Origin of the sequence: Oerskovia sp. NPDC060338 (assembly GCF_042726295.1) — a bacterium.
GTDB classification, from domain to species: domain Bacteria; phylum Actinomycetota; class Actinomycetes; order Actinomycetales; family Cellulomonadaceae; genus Oerskovia; species Oerskovia merdavium.
The window spans coordinates 383207-405891 of sequence record NZ_JBHXCQ010000001.1; the positions used below are offsets into that span (position 1 = coordinate 383207).

General features: G+C 73.7%; 20 protein-coding genes. 7 read left to right on the forward strand and 13 right to left on the reverse strand.

Annotation, left to right across the window (positions count from 1 at the left end):
* Window positions 1-145: 145 nt before the first annotated feature.
* A complete protein-coding gene (locus tag ACFWGN_RS01720; RefSeq protein WP_377615394.1) occupies window positions 146-520 on the reverse strand; it encodes a UBP-type zinc finger domain-containing protein in 375 nt (124 codons plus the stop codon).
* Window positions 517-1179, reverse strand: coding sequence for a hypothetical protein (locus tag ACFWGN_RS01725; protein WP_377615395.1), 663 nt, complete (start codon window positions 1177-1179; stop codon window positions 517-519). Before ACFWGN_RS01725 ends, ACFWGN_RS01720 begins: the two co-directional genes overlap by 4 nt.
* 341 nt (window positions 1180-1520) lie before the next feature.
* Here ACFWGN_RS01725 and ACFWGN_RS01730 point away from each other — a divergent pair, with 341 nt between their 5' ends.
* The 3 genes from ACFWGN_RS01730 to ACFWGN_RS01740 all read left to right on the forward strand — a co-directional run bounded on the left by ACFWGN_RS01730 (window position 1521) and on the right by ACFWGN_RS01740 (window position 5663).
* The gene (locus ACFWGN_RS01730; RefSeq protein ID WP_377615396.1) at window positions 1521-1676 is read left to right on the forward strand and encodes a hypothetical protein; all 156 of its coding nucleotides are present in this window, start codon (window positions 1521-1523) and stop codon (window positions 1674-1676) included.
* Window positions 1677-1837: 161 nt separating this feature from the next.
* Window positions 1838-4804: an AAA family ATPase gene (locus ACFWGN_RS01735; protein WP_377615397.1), complete on the forward strand. Its 2967-nt coding sequence runs from the start codon at window positions 1838-1840 to the stop codon at window positions 4802-4804.
* 25 nt (window positions 4805-4829) lie between these two features.
* Window positions 4830-5663: a 2,3-bisphosphoglycerate-dependent phosphoglycerate mutase gene (locus tag ACFWGN_RS01740; RefSeq protein WP_377615398.1), complete on the forward strand. Its 834-nt coding sequence runs from the start codon at window positions 4830-4832 to the stop codon at window positions 5661-5663.
* A 19-nt stretch (window positions 5664-5682) separates the two neighbouring features.
* Here the strand turns inward: ACFWGN_RS01740 and ACFWGN_RS01745 are convergent, their stop codons facing one another.
* From ACFWGN_RS01745 to ACFWGN_RS01755, 3 genes are read right to left on the reverse strand one after another with little or no spacing between them, the layout of a single operon-like run.
* Window positions 5683-6846, reverse strand: a complete 1164-nt coding sequence (locus tag ACFWGN_RS01745) for a hypothetical protein (protein ID WP_377615399.1) — start codon at window positions 6844-6846, stop codon at window positions 5683-5685.
* Entirely contained in the window at window positions 6843-7517 is a 675-nt protein-coding gene (locus tag ACFWGN_RS01750; RefSeq protein WP_225220579.1) for a SigE family RNA polymerase sigma factor, read from the reverse strand. Before ACFWGN_RS01750 ends, ACFWGN_RS01745 begins: the two co-directional genes overlap by 4 nt.
* Complete coding sequence (locus ACFWGN_RS01755; protein ID WP_377615400.1) at window positions 7514-8107, reverse strand: hypothetical protein; 594 nt, start codon at window positions 8105-8107, stop codon at window positions 7514-7516. The genes ACFWGN_RS01750 and ACFWGN_RS01755 overlap by 4 nt, the downstream gene beginning before the upstream one ends.
* 262 nt (window positions 8108-8369) lie before the next feature.
* Here ACFWGN_RS01755 and ACFWGN_RS01760 point away from each other — a divergent pair, with 262 nt between their 5' ends.
* The 3 genes from ACFWGN_RS01760 to ACFWGN_RS01770 all read left to right on the forward strand — a co-directional run bounded on the left by ACFWGN_RS01760 (window position 8370) and on the right by ACFWGN_RS01770 (window position 11133).
* Complete coding sequence (locus ACFWGN_RS01760) at window positions 8370-10154, forward strand: AMP-binding protein (RefSeq protein WP_377615401.1); 1785 nt, start codon at window positions 8370-8372, stop codon at window positions 10152-10154.
* Between the two features lie 170 nt (window positions 10155-10324).
* Window positions 10325-10819: an SRPBCC family protein gene (locus tag ACFWGN_RS01765; protein WP_377615402.1), complete on the forward strand. Its 495-nt coding sequence runs from the start codon at window positions 10325-10327 to the stop codon at window positions 10817-10819.
* Complete coding sequence (locus ACFWGN_RS01770) at window positions 10816-11133, forward strand: helix-turn-helix transcriptional regulator (RefSeq protein WP_191805425.1); 318 nt, start codon at window positions 10816-10818, stop codon at window positions 11131-11133. Before ACFWGN_RS01765 ends, ACFWGN_RS01770 begins: the two co-directional genes overlap by 4 nt.
* A 24-nt stretch (window positions 11134-11157) precedes the next feature.
* On the opposite strand, the gene ACFWGN_RS01775 is transcribed toward ACFWGN_RS01770, so the two are convergent.
* Together ACFWGN_RS01775 and ACFWGN_RS01780 are read right to left on the reverse strand one after the other, a co-directional pair.
* Window positions 11158-11898 (reverse strand): GNAT family N-acetyltransferase, encoded by a 741-nt coding sequence (locus ACFWGN_RS01775; protein WP_377615403.1) that lies wholly within the window; start codon window positions 11896-11898, stop codon window positions 11158-11160.
* An 81-nt stretch (window positions 11899-11979) separates the two neighbouring features.
* Window positions 11980-13272, reverse strand: a complete 1293-nt coding sequence (locus ACFWGN_RS01780; protein WP_377615404.1) for a hemolysin family protein — start codon at window positions 13270-13272, stop codon at window positions 11980-11982.
* A 152-nt stretch (window positions 13273-13424) separates the two neighbouring features.
* On the opposite strand from ACFWGN_RS01780, the gene ACFWGN_RS01785 reads away from it, so the two are divergent.
* On the forward strand, window positions 13425-15245 hold the full coding sequence (locus ACFWGN_RS01785; RefSeq protein WP_377615405.1) for a glycerophosphoryl diester phosphodiesterase membrane domain-containing protein: 1821 nt from the start codon (window positions 13425-13427) through the stop codon (window positions 15243-15245).
* A 15-nt stretch (window positions 15246-15260) separates the two neighbouring features.
* On the opposite strand, the gene ACFWGN_RS01790 is transcribed toward ACFWGN_RS01785, so the two are convergent.
* The 6 genes from ACFWGN_RS01790 to zapE all read right to left on the reverse strand — a co-directional run bounded on the left by ACFWGN_RS01790 (window position 15261) and on the right by zapE (window position 22664).
* On the reverse strand, window positions 15261-16145 hold the full coding sequence (locus ACFWGN_RS01790; protein WP_377615406.1) for a universal stress protein: 885 nt from the start codon (window positions 16143-16145) through the stop codon (window positions 15261-15263).
* Between the two features lie 190 nt (window positions 16146-16335).
* Entirely contained in the window at window positions 16336-17400 is a 1065-nt protein-coding gene (locus ACFWGN_RS01795) for a hypothetical protein (RefSeq protein ID WP_377615407.1), read from the reverse strand.
* 288 nt (window positions 17401-17688) lie between these two features.
* Entirely contained in the window at window positions 17689-17829 is a 141-nt protein-coding gene (locus tag ACFWGN_RS01800) for a hypothetical protein (RefSeq protein WP_377615408.1), read from the reverse strand.
* A 215-nt stretch (window positions 17830-18044) separates the two neighbouring features.
* Complete coding sequence (locus ACFWGN_RS01805; protein ID WP_377615409.1) at window positions 18045-20693, reverse strand: LuxR C-terminal-related transcriptional regulator; 2649 nt, start codon at window positions 20691-20693, stop codon at window positions 18045-18047.
* Between the two features lie 117 nt (window positions 20694-20810).
* Window positions 20811-21398 carry a dienelactone hydrolase family protein gene (locus tag ACFWGN_RS01810; protein ID WP_377615410.1) on the reverse strand — a complete coding sequence of 196 codons (588 nt, stop codon included), beginning with the start codon at window positions 21396-21398 and terminating at the stop codon, window positions 20811-20813.
* A gap of 108 nt (window positions 21399-21506) precedes the next feature.
* Window positions 21507-22664, reverse strand: coding sequence for a cell division protein ZapE (gene zapE, locus ACFWGN_RS01815; RefSeq protein WP_377615411.1), 1158 nt, complete (start codon window positions 22662-22664; stop codon window positions 21507-21509).
* Between the last annotated feature and the right edge of the window lie 21 nt (window positions 22665-22685).

A 22685-nucleotide genomic window follows, 5' to 3' on the forward strand; every position in this document is an offset into this window, starting at 1 on the left:
GCCCCGGCGGGGGGGGGGTGGCGCTTTACGCCGCCGGTTCTGCCACCCCCGCGCGCTTTTATTTTTTTGGCGCCCCACACCCGGGCCGGCTGGGCCAAAAAAACCCACTTCTCGGCAGAGCCGGTCCAGCCGGCGCGCTCACCGCTCAATGGATCAGGTCTCGCCAGTTCGCGGGCACGCGGCTCGCGGGCCCCGGGGTCGTCTGGTCCTCGGGGTGCGCGAGCGGGGGCACCGGCTCGGGCCCGTCGAACGCCTGCGCGGTCACGTAGTCCCAGTACCAGTCCTCGCCTGGCTCGTAGCTGCGCATGAGCCGGTGCCCGGTCTGGGCGAAGTGCGCGGTCGCATGCTGCGACGGGGACGTGTCGCAGCACCCGACGTGGCCGCACTCGGCGCACCGGCGCAGGTGCACCCACCAGCCGGCCGCCTGCTCGCACTCCACGCAGCCCGGGCCGCTCGGCGGCACGGTCAGGTCGAAGGACTCCTCGAGGCTGGGTGGTCCGGCGCTCTCGGCCGCCGTCACACCTGCGCCCCGACGCTCCGGACGATCGGCTCCCAGTCCTTGGGCTCGAGCGGCGCGGCGGGCTCGGCGGCCGCCCATCCGCGTGCGGCCTCGATCGTCGTGGAGAGCAGGTCGTAGAGCGCGTCGTCGGCGTCCCGGGAACCTGCCTCGGCGAGGCCCTGGACCGCTGCCGCCACGATGCTCGGCGCAGCGTCACGGGCGAACCGCGCGGGCCGCAGACGCGACCCCTTGCAGAACGACTCGGCCCACGCCGCGGTGCGGGGGACCATGGCCAGCGCGTCGACCGAGGCCTGCGTCCGGGTACCCGGCTCACGGTCCTCGAGCTGGTCGAGCATGCGCTCGCCCGCGATGATCGCGACCGCGAGGACGTCCTGGCGGTCGCTCGGGGCGACGGGCAGCGCGGTCTGCGCGGCACGCAGGGCGATCCACACGCTCCAGCGCGGGTCGTCGCTGCGCAGCCCGATCACGTCCGGGATGAGCAGGGCCAGGCGGGGCCGGGCCGTGTCGCTCGTGAGGTCGTTGACCGCTCGCGCGAGCATCGCGACGAGCGGGTGCGTGCACTGGGGATGGTCGCTCCAGCGTTCGCCGGCCAGGTACGACGCGAGCTCCATGAAGCACGCGCCCTTCTTCGGGTTGCGGTGCTTGCCGCGTCCTAGCATCGGTAGCACGTCGTACGTCGATGTCACGAGGGCACCTCCATCAAGGGGTCCGGTCCATTCCAGTCTGCGACCGCCTCCCGGAGTTGGCAACGGGTGGGAACCTCCTCGCGGACGGCCCGACGGCGGCACGCCCGTCGGGCGGCTCGGCTCGCCCCCCACGGGGTCCGGGCACATCGTCCCGAACCCTCCTAAGGCACCTCAGACCACCTCAGGTGAGATGCGCCGTCGGGCCTGAGGTGGTGCGTGCCCAGAACCTGCCCGGTCGACCGATACGCCACCGCTCGCCTCAGCACCAGAGTGAGGGTCAGGCGGGCACCAGGTCCGCCGGAACGGGGAGCATCATGAACGAGTTCAACGGCCCGTCCCTGGAGACGGACTTCCGCTACCACCAGCAGCTGGTCCATGCGGACTTCGCGCCCGGGGAGAACGTCCTCCTGCGGTGGCTCCGCAGCCACGTCGGCAGTCAGCACGCGAGCACCACAGGTCAGGGCGGATGACGGAGCCCTCCTCCGGACGGGTGAGCCGGGGACGACGACCGCCCTCGGCACCACCCAGCACACCGTTCACGGACGGTCCGGAGGAGGACTTGGTCACACCGGGAGCGGAGTATCAGGAAACTTCGTGGCAGCCGTCTGTGGCCACTGCAAGGATGGGCGGTATGCCGCGCCCCTCCCAGGCTCACTTCGTCGCAAGACAGCACCAGCTCGACGTGATCGCCGCAGCCGTGAGCCGCGCTGCCGCGGGTGACCCAGGAGCCATCCTGCTCGGAGCCGACGCGGGAGTCGGCAAGTCACGCCTCCTCGTCCGAGCCGCAGAGCTCGCACGCGACGCCGGCGCGACCGTGGTCGTGAGCCACTGCGTGGACCTGGGCGACGTCGGGCTCCCCTACCTGCCGTTCACCGAGGCGCTGTCCGAGCTCCGCGCGGCCCACGAGGTCGTCGACCGGACCATCGACGGCCGCCCCGCGCTGGGCCGGCTCCTCGACGCGGGCCCCTCGGCCCTCGAGGGCAACGGCGAGGACCAGGCAGGGCGTCTCCAGCTCTTCGAAGCCATCACCGCGGCGATCACGGCCCCCGGGCGCCCCGGGGCACCCCTCGTGCTCGTGATCGAGGACCTGCACTGGGCCGACCCGTCGACGCGTGACGTCCTGCGCTTCGTCCTCGCACGGCTGCGCGCCGAGCACCTGCTGGTCGTCGCGAGCTACCGCGCCGACGACCTCCATCGCCGCCATCCCCTGCGCCCCGTGCTCGCCGAGCTGCGTCGCCACCCGCGCGTCGAGCACCTCGACCTGGCCCCGTTCACGCCCGTCGAGCTCAAGCAGTTCACGACCGCGGTCGCGGGCCGGGCACTGCCCAAGCACGACTTCGAGCGGGTCATGAACCGGTCCGAGGGCAACGCCTACTTCGCCGAGGAGCTCGTCGAGGCGGGCCCCCAGGCCGACGCCCTGCCCTGGTCGCTCGCCGACGTCCTGCACGCGCGCCTCGAACAGCTCGAGCCCGACGTCCAGCAGCTCGCCCGCATCGCGTCGCTGTCGGGACGTGTGGTCGCCGAGCCGCTGCTGCGTGCCGTCGTCGGGCAGGACCTGGGGGTGTTCTCGCTCGGCGGGCTGCGCGCCCCGGGCGCTCCCGCCACGCGGGCGGCCTGCGACCAGGCGTTCGACGCGACGCTCCGCGAGGCCGTGGCCCACCACGTGCTGACGATCGAGTCGGGCCGCATCGCGTTCCGGCACGCCCTGCTGGCCGAGGCCATCTCGGCCGACCTCCTGCCCGGAGAGCTCGCCGCGCTGCACCGCGCCTATCTCGCCGCCCTGACCGAGGACCCGTCGCTGGGCTCGCCCGCGCAGCGGGCCCACCACGCCCTCTCGGCGCACGAGACCACGACCGCGCTGGTCGCCTCGCGCGAGGCCGCCCGCCGCGCGGCGCGCGTCCTGGCCCCCGCCGAGGAGCTGAGGCACCTCGAGCAGGTGCTGCGTCTGTGGGACGCCGTCCCCGACGCCGCGGAGCTGCTGGGCGAGGACCGTGTCGACGTGGCCGTCGCGGCGGCCGCCGCGGCGAGCCGCGCCGGAGAGCCCGACCGCGCGGTCGCGATCGCCCGCAAGGTCGTCGAGTCGACCGCAGGCGACCCGTTGCGCCAGGCCTCGCTGCGCCACGTGCTCTCGCTGCACCTGCTGGGCATCGAGCGCGTCGAGGAGGTCATCGAGCACACGGCCGCCGCGCTCGAGGTCCTGCCGACCGAGCCCCCGTCGCGCGACCGGGCCTGGACCCTCGCCACGCGCGCCCGCGCCGCGATGAACCTGGACCGGGCCGACATGGACGTCGTCGCGCAGGAGACGGCCGAGGAGGCCATCGCGGTCGCCCGGGCGATCGACGCCCCCGACGTCGAGGCCGACGCGCTGACGACGCTCGCGGTCCTCGAGGTCGACGACGCGGACCGCGCTGCCTCGCTCCTCGCGACGGCCCGCGAGCGTGCACAGGCCGCGGGCGACCTGCTGACCGAGATGCGGTGCTGGTACAACATCGCGGCCAACCGGTACTACTCGGGGGACCTCGACCAGGCCCTCATCGAGGCGCACACGGGCCTCGAGCACGCTGTCGCCGCAGGCCTCGGCTGGAACGGGTACGGGGTCGAGCTGCGCCTGTTCGGCGAGCTCGTCCGGTACGCGACGGGCGACCTGCGCCCACCGCCCTCGTCGCCCGAGCCTCCGCCGCCCAGCGCGGTCGCCGCGCTCTCGGCGGTCCAGCTCTACGCGGCCGTCGCCCGCGGCGACGAGGACGTGATCGACCGGGCCCGCGCGCTGCGCCCCGAGTGGCAGCGCGACGGGCAGATCGCGCTCATCGCGGGCGGCTGCATGATCGACGCGCTCGTCTGGTCGGCGCACCGCGACGAGGCCCTGACGCTCGCGCAGGAGCTCATCGTCTACCTGGGGCGCACCTGGAGCGACTACTTCCTGGGCCGGATCTGGATCTCGGCCCTCGCCCTGGCCGCGCTCGCGGACGCCGCCGAGGCGCGCCGCCTCGGCGGGGCCGGCACGGCGGACCTGCAGTCGCACGGCGACGCGCTGCTCGCGGAGGCAGAGACCACCGCGCTGCGCGGCCGGCCGCGAGGTGGCCGGCTGGGCCCCGAGGGCGTCGCCTGGCTCGTGCGGGCCCGGGCCGAGCACAGCCGGCTCACGGGGACCGACGACCCGGCGCTCTGGGCCGACGCGACCAGTGCGTTCGACTACGGCTACCGCTACGAGGTCACCCGGTCCCGCTGGCGGTGGGCGCAGGCGCTGCTCGGCGTCGGCGACCGCGAGGGGGCCGCGACCCAGGCCGGTCAGGCGCTCGAGGACGCCGAGGACATGGGCGCCGGGCCGCTCACGAGCGCCCTGCGCGACCTGGCACGCCGCGGTCGACTGGACCTGCCGGGGCTGCGTCGCGGCGCGGTGACGGTGCTGACCGACCGCGAGGAGGAGGTCCTGCTGCTGGTCGCCCAGGGGCTCACGAACCGGCAGATCGGCGAGCGCCTGTTCATCAGCGGCAAGACCGTGAGCGTCCACGTCTCGAACGTGCTCGCCAAGCTCGGGGCGTCGGGGCGCACCGAGGCCGTCTCGATCGCGCACCAGCGGGGGCTGATCGAGGTCTGACCGCGGGTGTGGTTCGCTGGACGCCATGAGCGCCCCAGCACCCGGAACCCTCGTCCTGCTGCGCCACGGCGAGAGCGTCTACAACGCCGAGAACCGGTTCACGGGGCTGCTCGACGTCGACCTCTCGGACCGGGGCGTCCACGAGGCCGAGCTCGCGGGCGCCCAGCTCGCCGCGGCATGCGCGCAGGACCCGTCGCTCGTGCCGCACCGCGTCCTCACGTCGCCGCTCGTACGCGCCTCGGCGACCGCGGCGATCGTCGCCGCGGCGCTGCCGGGCCCACCGCCGCTCGTCCCCGAGTGGCGCCTGGTCGAGCGCCACTACGGGGCGTTCACCGACGACCTGCGCGAGTCCGTCCGGGCCGAGTACGGCGAGACGGCCTACTGGGAGTACCGCCGGTCGTTCGACCACCGGCCCCCGCCCGTCGAGGAGGGCAGCGAGGCCGCGGCCCGCGTCGCGGACACGTTCGGGCGGCTGCCCGACGCCGCCCGCTCGGGCATGCGCCGCGACACCGAGTCGCTCGCGGACGTGGTCCACCGGCTCGAGCCCCTGTGGAACGCGGTCCAGGAGTCGCTGGACCGCGGCGAGAACCTGCTGGTCGTGGGCCACGGCAACTCGCTGCGCGCGTTCGTCATGCTCGTCGACCGCCTCACGGCCCCCGAGGTCCAGGTGCTCAACATCCCCACGGGGATCCCGCTCGTCCACCGCTTCGAGCGCCAGGTGCCCGACGACGCTGCGCACCCGGGCGGGGAGGCCCGCCCGGGTGCGTCCCTGGTCCCGGTGCATCGCGGCGGCCGCTACCTCGACGCGGACCGGGCCGAGGCGGCTCTGGCCGACCTGGAGCAGCGCGGCGGGACGTGAGCCGTGGCCGTCGGGCTGCTCAGCCCCAGGCGTACGACCGGTCGACGACACAGCGCCTCCAGGTGTCAGGTTCGACACCGAGCTTCTCGGGCGCCTTGGCGCCCATCTCGGTGACGGCGACGGCGCCCTGCCCCCGGAGCTCGAGGCACACCGACATCAGGTCTGCGCCCGGCGCGAGCTCGTCCAGTGCGGTCGCCACGGGGTCCTCGGGGGTCTCGGTCCTCGGGTCGGTCGAGCCGGCTCCGACCTCACGAGTCTTCGGGTCGAACGTCAGCTCGCACGCGGAGGCCTGGGGTCCGCAGGTCGTGACGAGCTCGTCGTGGTTCGTGACCGCGAGCGCGCCACGGAAGGACAGCCGGTCGCCCGGCGGGTCGGCCTGGACCACGTAGAGCTCGAACCCGTCACCGGCCACCGGGAGCGTCGGCACGGCAACCGAGGTGACCTCGCGGTTCTCCGGTCCGGCGATGGGCTCCCAGGTCGCCAGGTAGGTCGTCGTCTCGGCCCACCCTCCGCTCGGTTCGGTGAGGCCCACCAGAAGGTCACTGCCGGAGGGCGAGGTGAGCACGGCAGAGCCCACCTCGTCGAGGACGACGTGGGCCGGCACGGCCCCTTCACGGAGACGTCCGAGCTCGCCGTCGTCCCCCACCACCAGCTGGACGTGCTGCACCTCGGCGGGCGCGTACCCGAGGTCGATCATCTTCTGGATGTGTGCCGGGTCGTTGCTCTCCTGCGTCTCGAGGACCTCGCCGGTCTCCGGGTCGACCTGGATGTCGTACCCGGCCGCGCCGACCTCGACGGTCGAGACGACCAGGAACCGGTCCCCGTGCGCGCCGGTCTCGATCCCCGTGTCGAGCACGACGGTCCCGTCCGGGAGCTCGTAGGTCGCGGCCTCGGCCACGGCCGTGATCCCGGGCGCCACCTCCTGGTGCACCACCTCGGTGCTCAGCGTCTCGTACCCTGCGGCGGGGGCCAGCTCGTGCGCGACCTCGCCCGGGACGCCGGCCGCGACCCCGACACCCACCACGGCGACCGCCGTGAAGGCTGCGACACCGGTCAGGGCCCGGCGGGCCGTGGCCTTGCGCCGGCTCGCGACCAGGACCACGGGCAGTTCGAGCGTGGACGGGGGGACCGCGTCCGCCGCGGCGTGCAGCCGGTCGAAGAAGTCGTCGGTCGGGACGTTCATGAGGTGCCACCCTTTCCGGGCGAGTCGTCGAGGATCGTGCGGAGGCGGGCCAGGGCCCGGGATGCGGTCGACTTCACGGTGCCGACCGGCAGGCCGAGCTCGGTCGAGACCTCGGTCTCCGAGAGGTCGAGCAGGTGCCGCATGACCACGACGCGGCGCTGCTTGAGCGGGAGCTGGAGCAGGGCTCGGACGACGAGGTCCCGGTCGTCCACGCCGGCGGGAGCCGTTCTCACCGGGCCGGCCCCTCTCGGGGCGACCGCGAGCTCCTCGACGTGCCCCTGGAGGTCCTCGGGCCCGGACAGCACCTCGCGCCGGGTCCGGCGCCAGGTGTCGACCCGCAGGTTCGCGAGGATGCGACGCGCGTAGACGAGCGGGTCTCCGTCGCGGGCCCTGGACCAGGCCCGGTAGGTGCGTTCGAACGTCTGCTGCGTGAGCTCCTCGGCACGGTGCTGGTCTCCGCACAGCAGGTACGCCATGCGGTGCAGCGGGCCCACGGCCTGTTCCATGAAGACCGTGAACTCGGCGTTCCGGGTCGCGTGCAGCACCACGTCCTGCGTGGCGTGGCCACCGTCGAAGTCCGGGTCGAGCGGCTCCGGTGCGTCGCCGTCGGGCGCTCGTCGTGGACCGTCGGCCGTGCCGCCGCCGCCCACGAGCGGCAGGACCGCCGTCATGGCACTGCTCCTGCGGCCCCCGCAGGCGCGGTGCGCACCGGGTACGCGCCCCCGCCGGGAAGACCTGCGGACCGGGACTCGAGCAGCTCGACATCCCGTGCCAAGGCGTCCCGCACGTGCCGGGTCAGGAGCGCCCGCTGCTCGGGGGTCAGACCTGACCTGCCGCGCGCCCCGGCCGCCGGGGTCCCGTGCTCCAGGCGGTCCAGTGCCAGGACGCGGTCGAGGAGCCTCAGGATCTCGACCCGTCCCGCGCGCCCCGACACGTGCGCGGCCACGACCCGGTCCGCGAGCACCCGCTGGGCGTCGAGCGCGCCGAAGCGCGACCCGTCCAGCACGACCGTGCCCAGGGGCCTGCGCACGACCAGCCACCCCCTGTCGTCCCCGGTCGTCACGACGCGGGCGCCACGTACCGTGACGTGGCGCGGCACGATCGACCACCGGACGATGATGGCGCACACGGGCAGCGCGACCGCGAGCAGGACCATGCCGACCATCGGTTGAGGTGAGGACCAGGCCAGGCCGACCGCGAGGAGCGAGGCCCCGACGCTGCCGACCACGACCCCGACCGACCCCGCCGGCCCGCTGTCCACGAGGTCCCGCAGCCGCCCCCTGACGGCTCGAGACCTCGCGGTCGCGGGTCCGGACGACGTGCTGCTGCCCCCTGCGACCCGTGCGCCGGACCTGCTCGGCGGGGGTCGGTACGTTGTCCTCACGAACAGAACACGCAGCGCCTCCCCCGAAGGTTCCATCTGGGTGGGCACCAGCTCTCGTCCCGGGTACTCACAGGTTCCACCGAGGTACTTCCCACGGCCCGTACACATAACCTACGCATCCGTAAGTTACGGTGTAGTAGTGAACACCTTGGCAAAGCAGCCCTGGCTGAGTCGGTACTCCCCAGGGGTTCCCGCAACCGTCGACGTCCCCGACGAGCCCGTGACCGCGGCGCTCGCCCGAGCCGCTGCGCGCTGGCCGGAACGGGTCGCGGTCGACTTCTTCGGCGCCACGATCACGTACGCGCAGCTCGCCCAGAAGGTGGACCGCGCCGCGAGCGCCCTGTCCACGCTGGGCGTGGGTCGCGGAGACCGCGTCGCGCTCGTCATGCCGAACTGCACGTCGCACCTCGTCGCGTTCTACGGCGCGCTGCGCCTGGGGGCGACGGTCGTCGAGCACAACCCCACCTACTCGTCCGACGAGCTGGCCCACCAGCTCGCGGACTCGGGCGCCACGGTCGCGCTCGTGTGGCAGAAGGCCGTCCCCGCGGTCCTGGCCGCCCAGCCGCACACAGACCTCCGGACGGTCGTCTCGGTCGACGTCGCACGTGACCTGCCGCTCCTCAAGCGCCTCGCCCTGCACCTGCCCGTGAAGGCGGCACGCACCCAGAAGGCCGCGCTGCGCGGCCCGGCATCGCCGGGACTCCAGGACTGGCACCGGCTCGTCGCCGCGGCCGGCCCGCTCGACCCGTCCACCCCGCAGCCCACGGCCGACGACGTCGCCCTCCTCCAGTACACCGGTGGCACCACGGGCACGCCCAAGGGCGCGGTCCTCACGCACCGGAACCTCGTCGCGAACACCGTGCAGGGTCAGGCGTGGGCCTCGTTCCGCGAGGGCGAGGAGACCGTCTACGGCGTCCTGCCGTTCTTCCACGCGTTCGGCCTCATGTTCTGCCTGACACTCCCGGCGCGGATCGGCGCGACGCTCGTCGCCTTCCCCAAGTTCGACGCCGACTCGGTCCTGGCCGCGCAGAAGCGCCGCCCCGCGACGTTCCTCCCGGGCGTCGCCCCCATGTTCGACCGCGTCGCGGCCGCCGCCGCGAAGGCCCGCGCGGCGGGCAAGCCCGTGGACCTGCACTCGATCCGGCTCGCGTTCGCGGGGGCCATGCCCATCAGCCCGACGACGGCACGCACCTGGGAGGAGGCGACCGGCGGTCTGCTCATCGAGGGCTATGGCATGACCGAGACGTCTCCCGTGGCGCTCGGCAACCCCGTCTCGTCCGACCGGCGTCCCGGCACCCTGGGGCTGCCCTTCCCGAGCACCGACATCCGTGTCGTGGACCAGGACGACCCCACGCAGGACGTCGTCCCCGACGAGCACGGCACGGTGCGCGGCGAGCTGCTCATCCACGGGCCGCAGGTCTTCCAGGGCTACTGGAACCGCCCCGAGGAGACGGCCCACCAGCTGCTCGAGGGCGGCTGGCTCCGCACGGGCGACGTCGTGACCGTGGACGCGGACGGCGTGGTCACGCTCGTCGACCGCATCAAGGAGATGATCATCACGGGCGGCTTCAAGATCTACCCGTCCCAGGTCGAGGACCACCTGCGCCTCATGCCCGGCATCCGGGACGTCGCGGTCGTGGGCCTTCCGGGTGAGGGCTCGGACGAGCGCGTCGCGGCGGCGATCGTGCTCGACGAGTCGGAGACGACCGCGAGCGGCCTGCCGGTCGACCTCGCGGCCGTGCGCGCCTGGGGCGAGCAGAAGCTGGCGCGCTACGCGCTGCCCAAGCACCTGTTCGTCGTGCCGGACCTGCCGCGCTCGCAGATCGGCAAGGTGCTGCGCCGCGTCGTCCGCGAGAACGTCCTGGGCAAGCCCACCGACAACGACGGCTCCCACCCCACGGGCGGTGCGGCCCCGACGGCCTGACGCACTCACCGCTGGACGACGCGAGGCCCCTCCCGGATCGGGAGGGGCCTCGCGTCGTCCTCGGGACCGCCGCTCGCGACGCTCGGCCTCCATCTGCAACCAGAGAGTTGCACCGGGCCCCGTCATGTGCAACTCTGAAGTTGCACATGATCCCCTCGAGAGGAACGACCATGACGTCCACCGACCAGCAGGCTGTCATCGACTCCGAGAAGTTCCAGGTCACCCGCACCGTCCTCGTCCGTGCGACCCCCGACCGGGTCTGGGCGGCACTCACCCGTGACGACCTCATCGCCCGGTGGTTCGGCCAGAAGGCCTCGCTGCCGGACCTGCGCGTCGGCGGCGAAGGAGTGTTCGGCTTCGACGGGTACGGCGAGTTCGCCGTCCGCATCGACGAGTACGACGAGCCCGTCACGTTCGCCTTCACGTGGACCAACCAGCCCGGCGCGCCCCTGCGCGACGACAACTCGACCCAGGTCCGGTTCACGCTCGCCCCCGACGGGCCGGGGACGCTGCTCAGCGTCGTCGAGTCCGGGTTCGACCACCTCGGCGAGGGGTCTGCCCACGCCATGGAGAGCAACCGGTCCGGGTGGACGGGCGAGCTCGACGAGCTCGTCGCGTTCCTCGAGGGCTCCGACCGTCCCGTCCCCGACGGCCGGACGGCATGACGACCCCGACCCTCGCCCCCGTGTTCGCCGCGCTCGCCGACGACACCCGCTGGCGCCTGCTCCAAGAGCTGGGGGCAGCAGACCTCTCGGCCTCCGCCCTGGCGTCCCGCCTGCCCATCACCCGGCAGGCGATCGCCAAGCACCTCGCGGTCCTCGCCGAGGCCGGGCTCGTCGAGCCCGTGCGGGTCGGGCGGGAGGTCCGCTACCGGGCCGTCGGGTCACGTCTCACCGAGACGGCCCGCGCCCTCGACGCGATCGGCGCCACGTGGGAGCGGCGTCTCGACACGATCCGCAGGATCGCCGAAGCGCCCTAGGTCCGGTCTCGCCCGGCCCGGCCCTCAGCCGGCCGGGTCGGGCGAGACGACCTCCCACGTCCCGAGCTGTGTGAGACCGGCCCGGACCGCGAGCGTCCGGGACGCCGTGTTGCCGACCTGGCAGCGGTACTGGGGCTCGTGCCCCTGGGAGTACGCGTACCGGCTGATCGCCCGCACCACGCGTCGCGCGTGCCCCTGCCCGCGGAGCTCCGGCAGCGTCAGGACGCCCGTGTCGGCGAGGCGCGAGCCTGCCCAGGGGTACATGCTGGCCGCGCTCACGAGCCGTCCGCCCGCGAACGCGCCGAACACCGCCCAGTGGTCGAGCTCGACGTACGCGTCGTCGAGGTCCCGCTCGGACGCGCTCGCCTCGAACGCGGCGAAGGCGTCGGCGTCCTTCGCGGTCAGGCGACGCACGCCGGGCTCGTCGGCCTCGGCGAGCAGCTCGGCCCGAGCCTCCTCGGACCAGTGGAAGACGCAGTCGGCCTCGTGCAGCGTGATCTGCGCGTCGCGCAGCGCCTGCCGGACGGCGGCCTCGGTCAGGTCGTCGCGCCCGGTCAGCCTCAGGGCGTCGGCCACCACGGGGGTCAACGCGACCAGGATCGTGCTCGCCGCCCCCTCGGCCCCGGCGGTGGTGGTCAGCACCGTGACGCGGCGGTCCTCGGGGAGCGCCGCGTCGCGGACCACGACGAGCGACCCGTCCTGGTGCAGGACCTCGCCGTCCACGAGCGGAGCACGCCAGAAGTCGGTGATGATCTGGGAGAACACGTTGGGCTCCTCGGGGGTCGCGGACGGGCCCGCGGTCCGCGGCCCGTCCGCACGGTACCTGCGCCCCGGTCCGCGCTCACGTCAATTCTCCGGGGCCCCCTCGGGGAACGCCGTGACCGTGACCTGACGGATGCGCCGGTCCTCGACCGCGCTCACGGTCAACCGGTGCCCGGGCAGATCGACGGCGTCTCCGACCACCCCCAGCCGACCCAGGCGAGAGATGACGTACCCGGCGACGGTCTCGTACGGGCCGTCGGCGAGCCGGATGCCGGTCTGGTCGGCGAACGCCTCGAGCGTGAGGCCCGCGTCGAAGCTCCCCCGGGCCAGGGGCTCGTGGGCGAGGTCGTACTCGTCGCGGATGTCCCCGACGAGCTCCTCGACCAGGTCCTCGAGCGTGACGATCCCGTCCGTTCCCCCGTACTCGTCGACGACGATCGCGAGGTGGACCCCGGTCCGCCGCATGAGCGAGAGCGAGGGCAGCAGCTGGTTCGTGCCGGGCAGCTCGAGCACGGTACGTGTCACGTCGCGCACGGTCCGCGGCACGCCCGTCGGGGCGTCGTCGTGAGCGTCGAGGAGGTCGCGGACGTGCAGGAACCCGACGACGTCGTCGAAGTCCTCTCCCGTGACCGGGTAGCGCGAGTAGGGCTGCGTCCGCACGACCGCGGCCGCCTCGACGAGCGGGAGGTCGGCGGACAGGAAGACGACCTCGCCGCGTGGCCGCATGGTCTCGACGACCGACCGTCCGGCCGCCGAGAACACGTCGGTGAGGATCTTCCGCTCGTCCTCGGGCAAGGCCTCGTGCGCGATCACGAGGTCGCGCAGCTCCTCCTCGGTCATCTCCTCGCTCCGCGCGGTCGGGTTGCCGCCCAGCAGGCGCACCACCAGGTCGGTGGACCGCGACAGGAGCCAGATGACGGGCCGCATCGCGGTCGCGAACCGGTCGAGCGGCGGCCCGACGACGAGCGCGACCTGGGCGGACCGCTGGAGCGCGATGCGCTTGGGGACCAGCTCGCCCAGCACCAGCGACAGGTAGGAGATCACGAGCGTCAGCGCGACGAGCGAGACGGTCGACGCGAGCCCGGTCGGCAGCCCGAGCGACTCGAGCGCCGGGACGAAGTCGGGGGCGAGAGTCGACGCACCGTAGGCCGCGGACAGGAAGCCGGCCACGGTCACACCGATCTGGACGGCGGCGAGGAACCTGTTGGGGTCGCGCGCCACCCCGGCGACCCGCTCGCCCCGCGGCCCCTGCTGCTCGAGCTGCTTGATCTGCGAGTCCCGCAACGAGACCAGGGCGAACTCGGTCCCGGCGAAGACGCCGCCGACCAGCACGAACACGAGGACCAGCCCGACGTTGAGCCAGGTTCCGGAGTCCATCAGCCGTCTCTCTCAGCTCGTGGGCAGGTGATGAGCACGTGGTACTGCACAACGAAGCCCGGCTCCGTGAAGTTCCTTCCCCACGGCCTCGTGAGCGAGGCGCGAGGAGGCCGCCGGCCGGTCTCCCGCCTCCCGTGACCTAGGCTCGCGGGGTGAGGACCGCGCGCACCTGGCCGACGCTGGGCGCCGCCCTGACCTACCTCGGCACCTCGTTCGGCACGTATCTCAAGGCGATCCTGCTGCTCCAGGGCGTGAGCGTGCTCGTCGTCTTCCCGGGCCTCGCGTGGCTCTTCGAGCTCGCGCTCGACCAGGCCGGCGTCGAGGCCCTCACGCAGCGGACCCTCGGCGAGGTCCTGCGCTCGCCCGTGGCGGACCTGCTGATCCTCCTCATCGGAGCCCTCGCGTGCCTCGTGGTGCTCGTCCAGGTGGGGGCGCTGCTCGTGATCGCTCACCGGCTCGCCCACCGCGAGCAGGTCACGGTCCGCACGGTCGCCCGCGACCTGCTCGGGGCGGCGCGCAAGCTCCTCAGCCCGCAGGTGCTGCTGTTCGTGCCGTACTTCTTCGTGGTCCTGCCGCTCGGCAACGTGGGGGTCGTGGCGACGGTCGTGCGCGGGATCCGCATCCCGCGGTTCGTCGTGGGGTCGCTGCTCGAGACCGACGCGGGCACCTGGCTCTACTACGGCTTCCTCGCCGCGGTGCTCTACCTCAACCTGCGCCTGGTCCTCACGCTCGCGGTGTTCGTCACGAGCGACGCGTCGGTCGCAGCCTCGATGGCGACGAGCTGGCGCCTGACGCGCTGGCACACGTGGCGCTTCGTCGTGCTGTTCGGTGTCGTGCTCGCGGTCGCGGCGACGTTCCTGGTGGGGGTCGTGAACGTGGGTCTCGCACCGACGCGCTTCACGGACCGCGTCGTGCCCGACGCCTCGCCGCTCGTCGCGGGCTTCTCGCTCGCCGCGGTCCAGATCGCGGTGTTCGTCGTCACGGGGTTCGTCGCGGCGATGCTCGCCCAGGTCGTGGTGGTCGCGCTGGGTGTGCGCCAGGGCGAGGGGCCCGACGGCGGAGCGATCCACTCCGCGCCCGCCGAGCCGGTCGCGGCCCGGCTGCACGGACCGCGATGGGTGCGCGTCGTCGTCGGGATCGCGGGCGTCGTCGCCCTCGCGGTCCTGTCGGTCTACAACACCTCGGTCATGACGGACATCGGCAACCGCAGCGAGACGGGCGTGATCGCCCATCGCGGGTACCCGTCGCGGGGGGTCGAGAACACGATCCCCTCGCTCGAGGCCGCCGCCGCGGCCCGCCCGGCCTACGTCGAGATCGACGTGCAGCAGGCGGGTGACGGCGGGATCGTCGTCGTCCACGACACCAACCTCGAGCGCCTCGCCGGGACCGACCAGGACGTCTACGACCTGACGACCGCCGAGCTCACCGCGACGACCGTGCGCGCGCGGGGGCACGAGGCCACCGTCCCGACGCTCGACGCGTTCGTCGACCGTGCGCAGGAGCTCGGCGTCCCCCTGCTCGTCGAGATCAAGCCCCACGGCCACGAGTCCCCCGGGTACGTCGAGGACGTCGTCGCGCTGCTCCAGGCCAAGGGCGTCGCCGACACGTACCTCGTGCAGTCGCTCGACAAGGACGTCGTCGAGCAGGTCGAGGCCCTGGCACCGGAGATCGGGACGGGCTACGTGCTCCCCGTGAACCTGGGGCGGCTGCCCGCGACGACCGCGGACTTCGTCGCGGTCGAGGAATCGTCCTTCACGCCCTCGCTGCTCGCCGAGGCGCACGCGGCGGGCAAGCAGGTCTTCGTCTGGACGGTCGACGAGCCCGCCGCGATGCGCGGCTACGTGCGCGAAGGGGTCGACGGGATCATCACCGACCTGCCGACGCGGGCCGCGCACGAGCGGGACGCCGTCGTCGCCGACACCACGTTGTCCTCGCGCCTGGAGGACGCGGTCCACGGGATCCTGTCGTGGTGAGCCGCGGGACGACCATCAGTCCTGGGCGTGCACCACCATGACGGGCCCGTTCGCGTGGTGCAGCACCGACTGGCTGACCGACCCCAGGACCGGTCCCGCCAGCAGGCCGTGGCCCCGCGAGCCGAGCACGACGAGGGACGCCGTCGACCCGGCGACCTGAGCGATCGCGTCGGTGGGCACCCCCTCGACGACGTGGGTGCGCACCTCCAGGTGCGGCCCCAGGGCACGGGCCGTCCGAGCCGCCTCCCCGACGACGCGCTCGGCGCGCTCCATGTACGCCGACCGGAGGTCGACCGGTGGCGTGAGGGGACTGACCAGCAGGTCCGCCGGGACGAGGTGCGCCGAGACGAGCTCGAGGGGCACGCCCCGAACCGCTGCCTCGCGCGCTCCTGCGCGCACCGCGGCCGTCGAGTGCGGGGTGCCGTCGACCCCGACGACGACAGGCCCCGCGGAGGAGTGCTCCGTCCCCGGCGGGACCACGACCACGGGCACCGTCGACCGAGCGGCCACCCGGGTGCTGACCGACCCCAGGAACAGCGCACCCGACGCCCCGAGGCCCCGTGAGCCCACGACGACGAGCCCGGCCCCGTCCTGCGCCTGGTCCAGGAGCACGGAGGCCGCAGGTCCCCGGCAGGCCCAGGTCTCGACCGGCACCTCGGGTGCCGTCTCTCGTGCGAGGTCACCCGCGCAGTCGAGCGCGACGTCGGTCTCCTCCTCCTCGAGGACGATCGGCGGCAGGCAGAAGCCGCCCGCGAAGACCGGGTCGTAGGCGGGGTGCGGGCAGGCGTGGATCACGTGCAGCGGCGCCCCGCGCAGGCGGGCCTCGTGCACCGCCCAGATCAAGGCGTCTCGGCTCGTGCTCGAACCGTCGATCCCGACGACGACGGGCTGGACGTCCAACCTTCACTCCTTCTCCGGCGGGAATGCCCATGCCGGGTGTAGTTCGTTCGTGCCTGGCATCGCAGGCCTGCTGCTCCGGAGGGGCGGCGTGAGGCGGGCGTCCGGCCCGCAACCTCCCCCGGGGTGTCCCTCCTTCTCGTGCTCGGCGGGGCCCGGCCTGTGCCGGGCCCCGCTCGTGGCCCGTCGGCGCCTAGCGCGTCCTGCGCCGCCGCGAGGCACCCAGGAGACCCGCACCGGCACCGAGCGTGGCCAGTGCCGCCACCGCGGTGGCGGCCGCTCCGGTGCCCGTCACGGCGAGGGAATCGTCGACCGAGGCCCCTGCCTCCTTGGTCGGACGCACGGGCTGCGCTCGCTCTGCGCTCGGCTCAGCCACGACGGCCAGAGTCCCGACCTCGGGCACGGGCGTCGGGTCAGGCGTCGGCGTCGGGTCAGGCGTCGGCGTCGGGTCAGGCGTCGGCGTCGGGTCAGGCGTCGGCGTCGGGTCAGGCGTCGGCGTCGGGTCAGGCGTCGGCTCCCCCGGCACGCAGAACTGCCAGTCCTTCTCGTCGACCCCGCCCCGGCCCGAGTTGTCCTCACCGAAGTGGTAGTCGTACCCGTTGGACTCGGTCCAGGTGATGCACATGCCGGGCTCGAGCCCGAAGTACGACCAGGGGATGAAGGTCTTCCCGATCAGCTCGCGGTGGCTGTCGATGCTGACGTTCTGCGCACCGGGGACGTTGATGTTGACGTAGCCGTTCGCTGGGATCTGCTCGTCGAAGTGCAGGCCGTCGGCCTCCCACCAGAACGGGCGGTAGACGCCGTCGTCCTGGTAGCCCGGGGTCACGACGGTCCGGTCGCCGGCAGCCACGCACGTATCGCAGCCGTCGGCCGCGACGTCGGCGGCCTCGTCGGGCGCGACGGTCTCCTCCGTGGCGACCGACTCCTCGGCGCCGACCGTCCCGTCGGTCGTGACGACGTCGGTGGCCGCACCATCGACGTCGTCGGGCTCCGCGGCAGAGTCTGCGGCGTCACCGGCGGACGTCCCGCCACCCGCGGCGTCGGGCACCTCGTCGTCGGCGTCGACGCCGGGTGCGGCCTCCGCCGTCGGGCCGTCCGCCGGGAGCTGCGCGTCGTCCGACCCCTCGTCGGCCCCCGAGGGGGCCTCGGTGACGACAGGCGTGGATCCGGTCGTGTCCTGCGGGACGGCCTGCGCAGCGACAGGCACGGTGGTGAGCAGCAGCGCCAGGGCTGCTGCCGGGATGGTCGAGCTGGTCATCGTTTCTCCTCTCTTCTGGGTGAGAGCTGGTCCACTGGTTGGGCTGTCCGGGTGAGCGCGCCGCACGGCGCGGCGGCCGATGGGTGGGCCCAGGGTGTCGCCGAGGACCTCGAGGTCCATGGGTCGAGGTGCAGGTCGATCACAGCGCTCCGAGGCCCGTGCTCAGACCTCTCAGAGCGGCTTCCGAGCACCGGGCGGGCGGCCGAGCAGCACGTCGCCGCCCGGATCCTGAGCAGTGCCGTGCTGCCGAGTGAGTCCCGGGCTCTCGCCCGGACCTGGATCTCCCGGTCAGGCGCCGACGGGCGCGCTGTCGATGTGCTGCACACGGCTCCGCCCGACGTCACGCGAGGTGGCCGCCAGGTATGCGGTCGCCATCGCGCCTGTGGCAGCGAGCGCCGTCCCCGCCTGCGTCGTAACGAGCTGGTACACGGCTCCACCTCCGTCGATTCGCTGGTGGGACCACGGTCGCTCGACGGCGGCGGCACTCAGGGCGGTCCGGGCGCGGTCTGAGCGGGCCGGGCCCGCAGGGTGAGCACGCTGCCTCGATCCGTGGAGCACGCGCGACGCAGGGCGTAGGGACCAGCCCAGGACAATACGCCCGGGACGCGTCGCACCCGGGCAGAGCACGCTCCCCGGCCGAGCGGCTAGAGCAGCCTGCCGATCTCCTCGCGCGAGCCGACACCGAGCTTGCGGAAGATCCGGTAGACGTGGTTGTCGACCGTCCTCTCGCTGACCACGAGCCGCTCGGCCACCTCGCGGTTGCTCAGCCCCTGCGCGACGAGCCGAGCCACCTCGAGCTCGCGCGCCGTGAGCTCCTCGGTGGGCGTGAGCGCGGAGATCAGCAGGCCCAGCTCCTCACCGGCGCTCGCCACCCGGGCACGCAGCCGGGACGACTCCTCCGTCACCCGCGCCGTCGCTCCGTCCTCGCGCAGGATCCCGATGGCGACGACGTGGGCGCGGACGGCGAAGGTGACCATGTCTCGGTCGAAGAGCTCGTCGACCGAGAGCAGGAGCTTCTCGACGGACCGGGCGGCAGCGGCCCGCAGATAGCGTCCGAGCGCGGGCAGGAGGCTCCCCTGCGCATCGACCGCGAGCCCGGCGACCCGCTCGGCACGACCGGCGTCCGGCCAGAGGTCCACGAGGATCGCGGCGTCGAACGTCGCCGCCAGGACGTAGCCGCGATCGGCGAGCGACGAGACGTGATCCCATGCCGATCGCCCGGCCTCTCGCGCGTCGCGACCGGACTCCAGGGCCAGGGCGACGAGGAACGGTGCGGGGCGGGCCAGCGGGGAGAACGCCGCCTCGAGCCGCATGGCCTCGAGCTGGGAGACGAGGGACCGCGCGCTGGGGCCGTTCCTCTCGAGGAGCGACAGGGCGGACGCGAGGGCCAGCAGACCGGCCCGGGTCGTCGGTCGCAGCGGCGCGGGAGCGCCGATCGCGAAGATGCTCGTCAGGTGCTCACGCAGGGCCGTGAGCCGTCCCTGCAGGAAGAGACCGAGCGCTACCACGTAACCCTGCGGCTCGATCTGTCCCGGCTCGAGCGTCCCGCGCGCCTCGTCGAGGAGGCGCATGGACCGGTCGGTCGCCGCCACGATCTCGCCCGAGACGAGCTGAGCCTGCGGCACGAGCGACGCGGTGTCCTGCCGCGGAGACGTCTCGGGCAGAGACACTGCGGAGAACTCCTGCCAGGCGTCGACGGGGCGTCCCTGTGCGAGGAGCGACTCGCCCCGGACGAGCCGGACCACGTCGGCGACCTGGGTCAGGATCCCACCCGGTGCCGCCAAGGACTCGTCGTCGACCAGGTACGGCGCAGGAGCGGCCTCGTACCCCGTCGGAGAGCTGCCATGACCCGGCACCTCCGCTCCCGCGTCGCCCGGCTGCCCGTCCATGGCGACGACGAGCCGGACGTGCAGGGCGATCGCGTCGAAGAGCGAGACCTCGCGCTCCTCGGCGGACGCGGCGAGCCGGGCGAGATCCGCCAGCGCCCGTTCCGGGTCGTGGAGCACGAGTGCCTGGTACCCCGCTTCCCAGGCCCGCACGAACGCGACGTACCGGTGGGGCTCGGTCCCGTCGTCCCGCCGCGACTCGTCGAGGACCTCACGGATGATGCCCGGCTGGGCGCCGTCGGTCAGGAGCGCGTCGAGGTACAGCACGGTGTTCCGGCTCGTCGGCTCGCGCCGCCACGCGTCGCGGCTGACGAGGAGGCGGGTAGCAGACCGCTCGCGCAGGATCCGGCCGAGGATCGCCGAGGACTCGGGCGACGACGACCAGCGCATCGGCGACCCGAGGACGGGGCGCCGGAACGTCGCCTCGACGTCGCCCCCCGGGTCCAGCGTGGCCCCGATCGCGTCCAGAGCACGGACCCCTCGCGCGTCGTGCCCGATGTGACGAAGGTGCTCCGCCAGCAGCGGAGGGAACAGCACGACGAGCGACCTGTCCTCCTCCTCGACGAAGCGCACCAGACCGTGGTCGTCGAGGGCGACCACGACGGACCACGGGAGCAGCCGCCGGACCGACCTGACCTCCGACGGGCCGAGGACCGAGAGGATCCGCAGCCCGTCGCGCTCGTCGTCCCCCAGACCGTCGAGCAGGCGCTCGACGGTCACGGCGAGGGCAGGGGTCCACAGGTCACGCCGCGAGACCCATCCTCCCGACTGCTTCGTCAGGTGCCCGGCCCGTCGGGCCTCGAGCACGATCGACCGGGCGATGCCGGGCAGGCCCCCGGACAACGCGTAGACGCGGCCCGCCACGTCGGAGTCCACCTGCCCTCCGAGCAGCTCGGACATCAGGCGGTGCACCTCCTCGAACGGCAGCACGGGGATCCCCAGCACCGTGGCCTCGCGCCCGGCCAGCACGCGCTCGACCGGTCCGGTCCCAGGGAACGGCGGGCGCACGGTCGCCACGACGCTCGCACCACGACGGGCGACGACGGCGCCGATCACCGCCGCCGACGCGTCGTCGAGCGCCTCGACGTCGTCGAGCAGGAAGAGCGTCCGCCCGCCCGAGGCCGCCCGGGTCACCCCGTCGACCGCGGCCGCCATCGCGCCCAGCGAGCCCGTGGGACCGGTGACGAAGCCTGCGAGGACGAGCGACTCGAGAGGTCGCTCTGCGCCTCCGCCGAGTCCGGGGACCGACACCACGCTCCACCCGTCGTCGTCCGCCGCGTCCCGCACCTGCGCGAGGAGCGTGGAGCGTCCCGACCCCGGGAGCCCGACCACGGTGACGGACGTCCCGGCCTCGACCGCGCGGCGGACGACGTCGAGGACGGGCGTGCGGGAGACGGGTGCGCTCATCGATCAACCATAGGGAGCGAGGTGCGACCCTGCCTGCGGTGCGCTCGGCCGTGCTCTTCGAGGCACGCGCGGCTCATGGCCGCGGCGGACCGGCGGGGCGTCGCCGCCCGTGGCTCGTCAGGCCCCGATCCCGTCGAGGAACCTGATGACCCGCTCGGTGAGCAGGCGCGCCGCGTGCTCGTCGTAGGACGGCAGGCTCGCGTCGGCGAACAGGTGCTGGTCCCCCGGGTAGAGGAAGAGCTCGGCCTCGCCCGGTGCTGCCTCGACCAGGGCGCGGGCCGCATCGAGGTCTCCCTCGTCCGCGAAGAACGGGTCGGCGTCCATGCCGTGGACCTGCACCGGCACGCCGAGCGGCCACCCGTCGTCGCTGAACTCGGACGTGGGCACGCACGACGAGAAGAGCAGCGCGCCCCGGGCGCCCTCGCGGGTCTGGGCGAGCATCTGCGCGGGCACCACGCCGAGCGAGAACCCTGCGAACACCAGCTCCTCGGGCAGCCCGTCGGCCACGGCCACGCCGCGCTTGCGGATCGTGTCGAACCCGATCTCCCTCACGTACGCCATGCCGCTGTCGATGTCGGGGAACGTCCTGCCCTCGTAGAGGTCCGGCAGGTAGACGGTGTTGCCCGCCTCGCGGAGGGTCTCGGCGAACGCCTCGACCCCGGGCGTCAGTCCGAGCGAGTGGTGGAAGAGCAGTACCTCGGCCATGTGCGGGTTCCCTCCGGTCGCTGGCGCCGGGGCGGCGCCGCCTCCCCGATCATCGCGCAGGACACCCACACGTGCCGGGTGTCGTGCACCGCCGGTCCCGCGGTCCCGTCAGCGACCGGGAGCCACCGGTCCCAGCCGCCGCAGCAGCGCGAGGCGGCTCGCGGTGCGCTCGACGTCGAGCGCCACGCCCTCCTCGCCGCGGCGGCGCAGCGTCTCGTCGGGGTCCTGGTGGGCCAGGACGTGCAGCGCCACGTCGCGGTCGCACAGCACGTCGACGAGGTTCGCGAACCGCTGCCCGGTGTCGGGGGCCTGCGCACCCAGGGCGGGGACGCCGTCGAGCACCACGGACCTGAAGCGCTCGGCGAGGTGCAGGACGTCCGAGACCGCGGTGCGCCCCGCGCACCAGTGCCCGAACCCGAGCCACACCGTGTCCTCCCGGACCGCGAGCACCGGGTGCTCGCGCGAGCCGATGCGCACCGAGGTGGCCTCCTCGGAGGACGGGCGGTCGAGCCCCGCGGCCGCGAGCCGGGCATCCGTCGCGGGCCACGCGAACGAGCCGCCCCGGAACCCGGCCACGTCCTGGCTGGGCGCCCGCCGGTGGTCGCGGTGCCCGCCGACCTCGACGACGTCGAGCCTCTGCGTGAGGAGGTCGATCGTCGGGACGAAGAGGTGGTGGTACGCGGGGCTGGGCATGAGCCCCGACGGCGGGTAGTTCGACGTCAGGACCACGCGCACCCCGCGCGCGTCGAGCGTCCGCACGGCGCGCGCGACGAGCATGGCGTCGCCCGCGTCGTGCACGTGGAACTCGTCGAAGCAGACCAGCTCGGCGTCCCCGAGGATCACGTCGAGCGCGGCGTCGATCGACCCGCGGTGGAACCGCTCGCCGTGCAGACGGCGCAGGAAGTCGTGGAAGTGCACGCGCACCGCCCGGATGCCGGGGGCGCGAGCGCTGCCGGGGTCGGGCCGGCCCACGGCCGCGTGGAACACGTCCATGAGCCAGGTCTTGCCCCGGCCCACGGGACCCCAGAGGTAGAGCCCGCTCAGCCCGTCGGGGGCGGGCTCGGCGAGCCGGGCCGCGAGGGCGTCGAGGGCCTCGACCGCGGGAGCCTGGCCGGGATCGAGGGAGAAGCCGTGTCGCGCGGCGTCCTGCCCGACGGCGTCACGCACCGAGCGCGTCGAGCGGTCGCCCTGGTCGCGGGTCGGGGTGCGGTTCGGGTCGGCGGTCGGGAGCTCGCCCGCGGTACCCGTCGTCAGCTCCTCGTCCACGCGTCGAGGGTACGCGAGCGC